General features: G+C 70.0%; 5 protein-coding genes. 4 read left to right on the forward strand and 1 reads right to left on the reverse strand.

Annotated elements, in window-relative coordinates:
• The first annotated feature begins 281 nt into the window (after positions 1-281).
• From ABZ497_RS33430 to ABZ497_RS33445, 4 genes are read left to right on the forward strand one after another with little or no spacing between them, the layout of a single operon-like run.
• Positions 282-1589: a sugar ABC transporter substrate-binding protein gene (locus tag ABZ497_RS33430; protein WP_359811027.1), complete on the forward strand. Its 1308-nt coding sequence runs from the start codon at positions 282-284 to the stop codon at positions 1587-1589.
• Between the two features lie 2 nt (positions 1590-1591).
• A complete protein-coding gene (locus tag ABZ497_RS33435) occupies positions 1592-2587 on the forward strand; it encodes a sugar ABC transporter permease (protein WP_359811030.1) in 996 nt (331 codons plus the stop codon).
• 20 nt (positions 2588-2607) lie between these two features.
• On the forward strand, positions 2608-3474 hold the full coding sequence (locus ABZ497_RS33440) for a carbohydrate ABC transporter permease (RefSeq protein WP_359811032.1): 867 nt from the start codon (positions 2608-2610) through the stop codon (positions 3472-3474).
• A 34-nt stretch (positions 3475-3508) separates the two neighbouring features.
• The gene (locus tag ABZ497_RS33445) at positions 3509-5476 is read left to right on the forward strand and encodes a DUF5107 domain-containing protein (RefSeq protein WP_359811035.1); all 1968 of its coding nucleotides are present in this window, start codon (positions 3509-3511) and stop codon (positions 5474-5476) included.
• Positions 5477-5868: 392 nt separating this feature from the next.
• On the opposite strand, the gene ABZ497_RS33450 is transcribed toward ABZ497_RS33445, so the two are convergent.
• Positions 5869-6480, reverse strand: coding sequence for a hypothetical protein (locus ABZ497_RS33450; protein ID WP_359811038.1), 612 nt, complete (start codon positions 6478-6480; stop codon positions 5869-5871).
• Between the last annotated feature and the right edge of the window lie 276 nt (positions 6481-6756).

Raw genomic sequence — 6756 nt, forward strand, 5'->3', positions numbered from 1 at the left:
CCCCGTCGCCTCCCCGAGTGTCGATCGGGTCACGAAGCATTTCGACCGGCGGTCGAGAATGCCACATGACTAGCCAACTGTCATGTTGGTTAGGCTAGTTGTTCCCTTTGGCCGGCGTGTGTGGTCGTTCGTTGCGTTTGAGGAACGGTCCATCGAACCCCTTGACAGGGTCCGTTTGCAATTAACACACTAGCGGAACTAAAAACCCGCAGCATTCGGCGGGTCCCCACACCACCGCGCCCGGGCCGCGCCCCGCGGTAGGCAGCAGAAGTGGACCTCCCATGAAGAACCGCGCGCTCAGAACCGTCACCCTCGCCGTGGCGATCGCCTCGCTGGCCGGCACCGCCGCCTGCGGCTCCGGCGGATCAGCTGGGTCCACAGACAAGGCGTCCGGTCCGGTGAAGATCGAGTTCTGGGGCTGGGCCCCGGGCTACGAGAAGTCGGTGGAGCTCTTCAACTCCACCCACCCCGACATCCAGGTCACCTACAGCAAGATCTCGCCCGGCTCCAAGGGCGGCTACACCAAGATGCTCAGCGCGGTGAAGGCCGGCAACGCCCCCTGTGTGGGCATGGTCGGCTTCGAGACCCTCCCCACCTTCGCCGCCGCGGGGGCGCTGCAGGACGCCACCGCCGCCGCCGCGCCCTACGCCAAGGAGTACGCGGCCTCGGCGTTCGCGCAGTCCGGGGTCGCCGGGCACACCTACGGCCTGCCCGTGGACATCGCCCCGATGGGCCTGATCTACCGCAAGGACCTGTTCGCCAAGTACGGGATCGCCGACGCGCCGAAGACCTGGGACGAGTACGCCGCCGACGCCGCGGTCATCCACGCCGCCGACCCGAACGCCTACATCGGCTATTTCGGCAACGACGCCTACAACTTCGCCGGCCTCGCCCAGCAGGCGGGCGCCAAATGGTTCGGCACCAGCGGCGAGAAGTGGACGGTCGACGTGAACGACCCCGCGACGAAGAAGGTCGCCGCCTTCTGGCAGGGCCTGATCGACAAGAAGCTGGTCAAGGTGGTGCCGAGCTTCGACACCGCCCTCTACAAGGGCATGGGCGAGGGCACCATCCTCTCCGACGTGAACGCGGTGTGGGACACCCCGATCCTCGCCGACAGCGTCAAGCAGACCTCCGGCACCTGGGCCGTCGCCCCGATGCCGGTCTGGGACACCGCCAAGCCCGCCTCCGGCAACGCCGGCGGCACCCCCAACGCCGTCCTCAAGGGCTGCGCCCACGTCAAGGAAGCCGTCGAGTTCTCGCACTGGTTCGGCACCGACCAGGCCAGCGTCACCAACCTGATCAAGGCCACCGGCATCTACCCCGCCGCGCTCACCGCCCTCGACAACCCGGCCCTGGCCGAGCCGGACCCGTTCTACGGCGGGCAGAAGATCTTCGACGTGTTCAAGGCGAGCGCCGCCCAGGTCGACCCCGGCTTCCAGTGGGGCCCGGTGATGACCAAGACCTCCGGCGCACTCGGTGACGGCCTCGGCAAGGCCGGCGCCGGCAGCACCACCCTGGAGGCGGCGCTGGCCGACGCCCAGGCCCAGACCGTGGCCGAGATGAAGACCCAGGGCATGGAAATCGGCTGAGCATGCACCCCGCACCCACCACCCCCGCCACCCCCGCGGCCCCGGTGCGCTCCCGCGAGGAGCGCACCGGGCCCGCCGGGGCCACCCCGCCGCCGCACCCCCCGCAGGGCCGCGCCGTCGACTGGCGCCGCTGGACCCCGCTGGGCTTCCTGCTCCCGTTCGGCACGCTGTTCCTGATCACCTTCATCGCGCCGATCTGCTACGCCCTGCACCAGAGCCTGTTCAAGCTGCACCGCTCCGGCCTCGGGCTCACGCCCCCGACCACGGTCTTCACCGGATTCTCCAACTACACCGACGCGCTGGCCGACGACGCGTTCACCTCCTCGGTCGTGCGGGTGCTGCTGATCGGCGCCGTCCAGGTGCCGCTGATGCTGGGCCTGGCCCTGCTGCTGGCGCTGCTGCTGGATGCGCGCCGCACGCCCGGCAAACGGTTCTTCCGGCTGGCGTTCTTCCTGCCGTACGCGATCCCGGGTGTGATCGGCGGCCTGATGTGGTCCTTCCTCTACCAGCCGGACGTCAGCCCGATCGCCGACGCGCTGGCCGGCATCGGCCTGCACGTCGACTTCACCTCGGACAGTTGGCTGCCGTGGTCGGTCGGCAACATCCTCACCTGGGGCTGGACCGGCTACAACATGATCGTCATCCACTCCGCCCTCAAGGCCATCCCGGGCGAGCTGACCGAGGCCGCCGCACTGGACGGCTGCACCGGCTGGCGCCTGGCCTGGCACGTCAAGATCCCGCTGGTGCGGCCGGCGCTGCTGATGACCACGGTGTTCTCGATCATCGGCACCGCCCAGCTCTACAACGAGCCGGTCGTCATGAAGGCCGTCGCCCCGAACCTCTCCAGCAGCTGGACGCCGATCATGGCCGCCCAGAACGAGGTCGCGGCGAACAACTACCACGCGGCGGCCACCCGGTCGGTGATCCTGGCACTGGTGATCTTCGTCCTCTCGTTCGGATTCATGCGGTTCGTCAACAAGCGCGGAGCGGCACTGTGAACAAGGCTTCGACGATCCCGGTGAAGCAAGCACCCGCCGGCCCGGCGCGCGCCACCCGTCCGGCCGGCCGTATCGGGGTGCTCGCCGTCCTGCTGCTCGCCGCCCTCTACTCCCTGCTGCCGGTGTGGTGGCTGGTCGTCTCCGCGACCAAGGACAGCAGCGACCTCTTCTCCAGCAACGGCTTCTGGTTCGCCGGCCGGATCGAGATCGTCCGGAACGTCTCCGACCTGCTCGGCGTCCAGGACGGCATCTACGGACGCTGGCTGCTCAACAGCCTGCTCTACGCGGTCGGCGGCGCCGTGGTCGCGACCCTGCTGTCCGCGATGGCTGGCTACGTGCTGGCGAAGTACGCCTTCCGCGGCCGCGAGGCGGTGTTCAACACCGTGCTCGGCGCGATCCTCGTCCCCGCCCCGCTGTTCGCCCTGCCGCTCTACCTGATGTTCTCCGCCACCCACCTGGTGAATACCTTCTGGGCGGTGTTCATCCCCAGCATCGTCAGCCCCTTCGGCGTCTACCTCTCCCGCATCTACGCGGCCGCCGCGGTGCCGGACGAACTGCTGGAGGCCGGTCGCATCGACGGCGCGGGCGAGTTCCGGATCTTCCGCTCGATCGCCCTGCGGGTCCTCCAGCCCTCACTGGTCACCATCTTCCTGTTCCAGTTCGTGACCATCTGGACCAACTACCTGCTGCCCTCCCTGATGCTCGCCAACGACCGCCTGCAGCCGGTCACCGTCGGCCTGGTCGCCTGGAAGGAACAGCGCGGCCAGACCGTCCCCTACAACCTGATCATCACCGGCGCGCTGCTCTCCGTGATCCCGATCGTGGTGATGTTCCTCCTGCTGCAGCGCTACTGGAAGGCCGGGCTCACCTCCGGCAGCGTCAAGTAGCCCACCACACAACCCCGAAGAGGCATGGCAACAGATGAGTGAGCTGCGGCTGACTACCCTGACCCTGCCGACCGCACCGGTCGGCCCGGTCAACCCCCTTCCCCCGCTGTTCGGCGGCGCCGACCTGCACCAGGTCGAGGACACCTCCCAGGCCGACGAGGAGATGCGCCACAACATCGGCTACGGCCGGGTCCCCTCCGTCATGCCGTACCTGATGCAGGACGGCTACACCCGCGAGCGCGCGCCGGCCGAACACCCGGTGGCGGTGCTGGAGAACGCGACGCTGCGGGCCACCTTCCTGCTCGGCGCCGGCGGCCGCCTGTGGTCGCTGGTCCACAAGCCGACCGGACGCGAACTGCTCTTCCGCAACCCGGTCTTCCAGCCCGCCAACCTCGCCCTTCGCGGGGCCTGGCTGGCCGGCGGCGTCGAGTGGAACATCGCCACCATCGGCCACACCCCCGCCACCTGCGAGCCGCTGCACGCCGCCCGCGTCACCCGTCCGGACGGCACCCCGGTGCTGCGGATGTGGGAGTACGAGCGGATCCGCGGCGTCATCTACCAGATCGACGCCCACCTGCCGGACGACTCTCAGGTCCTGCTCGTCCACGTCCGCATCAGCAACCCCCGCAACACCACCGTCCCGATGTACTGGTGGTCCAACATCGCCGTCCCTGAAGCCCCCGACGTCCGGGTGCTGGCCCCCGCGGACGCGGCCTGGCAGTTCTCCTACGACCGCCGGATCCGCCACGTCGCCCTGCCCGCCCCCGACGGCACCGACCTCAGCCGCACCACCCTCTCCCGGGACGCCGCCGACTACTTCTTCGACATCCCGGCCGGCCGACGCCGCTGGGTCACCGCCCTGGACGCCGATGGCCGGGGCCTGGTCCAGGCCTCCACCGAGCGCCTGCGGGGGCGCAAGCTCTTCCTCTGGGGACAGGGCGAGGGCGGCCGGCACTGGCAGGAGTGGCTCTCCGGGCCCGGCCACGCCTACCTGGAGATCCAGGCCGGACTTGCCCGCACGCAACTCGAACACCTTCCGATGCCCGCCGGCGCCCGCTGGTCCTGGGTCGAGGCGTACGGCCTGCTGGAGGCCGACCCCGCCGCCGTCCACGGCGACGACTGGACGGCCGCCCGCGACGCGGCCCGCCAGAGCCTGGACCGGCTCGTCCCGCAGAGCGTCCTGGACGCTGAACTCGAGGCCGCCACCAGCTGGGTGGACCAAGAACCGGACGAACTGCTGCAGGCCGGATCCGGCTGGGGCGCGCTCGAACAGCACCGTCGCACCAAGGCCGGCGAGGCGTCGCTGAGCACCCCCGGCGCGCCCTTCCCCGACAGCACCCTCGGCCCCGAGCAGACCCCCTGGCTCGAACTCCTCGACCACGGGCGGATCACCGCCGCCGATCCCGACCAGGCCCCCACCTCCCACCAGACGGATCCGGCCTGGGAGAAGCCGCTCGGCACCGCCGAGGGCTGGCTCGCCCAGCTGCACCTCGGCACCCTGCACGCCCACGCCGGTGACCTGGACCGCGCCCGCAAGGCCTGGCAGCACTCCGTCGAACTGCACCCCACCGCCTGGGCCTGGCGCAGCCTGGCCACCCTGGCCGCGCACACCGGCGACCTCGACGAGGCCGTCCACGCCTACGGGGAAGCACTCGAACTGGCGCCCGCCCTGCTACCGCTCGTGCTGGAGAGCGCCGGCGTCCTGCTCCGCGCCGGGTACCCGCAGGAGGTGCTGGAGCACATCGAAGCGCTGGACGCGGCTCAGCGCGCGACGGGCCGGGTCCGCTGGACGGAGGCCCGCGCCGCCCTCCGGGCCGGGGACGTGGAGCGCTGCGGACGTCTGCTGCGCGAGGGCATCGAGGTCGCCGACATCCGGGAGGGCGAGGGATCTCTGCACGAACTCTGGTTCGCCCACCGACGCGCGAGCGGCGACACCGGGCCCGGCCTCCCGCTCCCGCGCGCCTACGACTTCCGGATGCTCGTCGCGGACGCGGCCGGCTGACGCATCGTCCAGCCGTGTGTGCCCGGTCTGTGAACCTGTATGCATCGAGAACGACGCTGCCTCGAGCGCCCAGGCCGAGAACCGGGCCGGACGGCACCGCGATGTGCGCGATTACCTCACCGCCTCGCTGTCTCCGTCTCACGCCCCACCGACCGCCACGGCTGCGGCTCCCGCAGCTACCTGGTCGTCCAGGACGGCCAACGGCCGGTGCCGGTCCATAGCATCGGCGACCTGGCCGTGCTCCTCGGGCGCGGGCCCGAGCGCGGCCGCCCGGCCGGCCGGGACGTTTGGCTACGGGCCAGGCCGCCGCCAGCGGCGAGGAGGGAGCCCGACTTCTGGCAGCTGTGCATCCACACCTGATCCGTCGGTCGTCAACCTGCGGACGTGGAGACTCAGTTGATGGTGAGGGTGGCTACGCTGTCGATCCGGGAGACGGTCCCCAGTCCGAGCGTGCAGGCGATGACGTCGGCGGAGGGGCCGACGAGCTGGTAGACGACTGAGTCGCCGGCGAACAGGCCGGAGGTAACCGTTCCCGTCACCGTGGTTGTGATCGCGGCGGCGGCGAGAGTCACGGTCCGGGTGCCGGTGACGACGGACGTCGCGCCGTTGTCCCAGGTGAAGCTGATGGTGGTGGCGGCGGTGCTGAGCAGGGTGAGGCAGGAGTAAGACGGGATGAAGACCTGATGCACCGTCATGGGTGCCGAAGTGATGGCGGGCACACTCAGGGAGGTGCAGGTGTTCAGGTCCCGGGTTATGGTCACGATGGTGCTGGCCGGTGTGAGACCGAGCGGCGGCGAGTACGTCGAGGAGTCACTGCTTGGTACCGTGCAGAGGATGTCTCCCGTGACGGCCTGCGCCTGCGAGCCGGCCATGAGCGTTCCCGCGGCGAGTGCCAAGGCGCCCAGCAGGCCGATGACAGAGCTCGGCTTCATTGAGAAACCCCCTTTCTGAGGCTCCGATTCTCCTCGGCCGCAGTCAGCGGTGACCAGCGCCTTCTCGGCCATGACGCATTTCATGCGCCAGGGACGTCCCTTGGGTTGCTCCGGCCATATCCTGCACATCGCCTCCAATTCCAGGCGCGAATACCGTGCGGGGCGGCGCCAGATCTCAAGTCAAAAATGCCCCATAACTGGGTGGAACGGTCAATTCCGAAGGGTCATCCTCGGCGGATATGGAACACGCGGAGCCCGTGCCGGGCGACCACACCGGCCACGCAGGCCTCGACCGACCGCGGATCGGTGACGTCCAGCCGGGCCACCTCGATCCGGTCGGCGACGCCC

It is taken from the genome of Kitasatospora sp. NPDC005751 (assembly GCF_040630835.1).
Lineage (GTDB): Bacteria > Actinomycetota > Actinomycetes > Streptomycetales > Streptomycetaceae > Kitasatospora.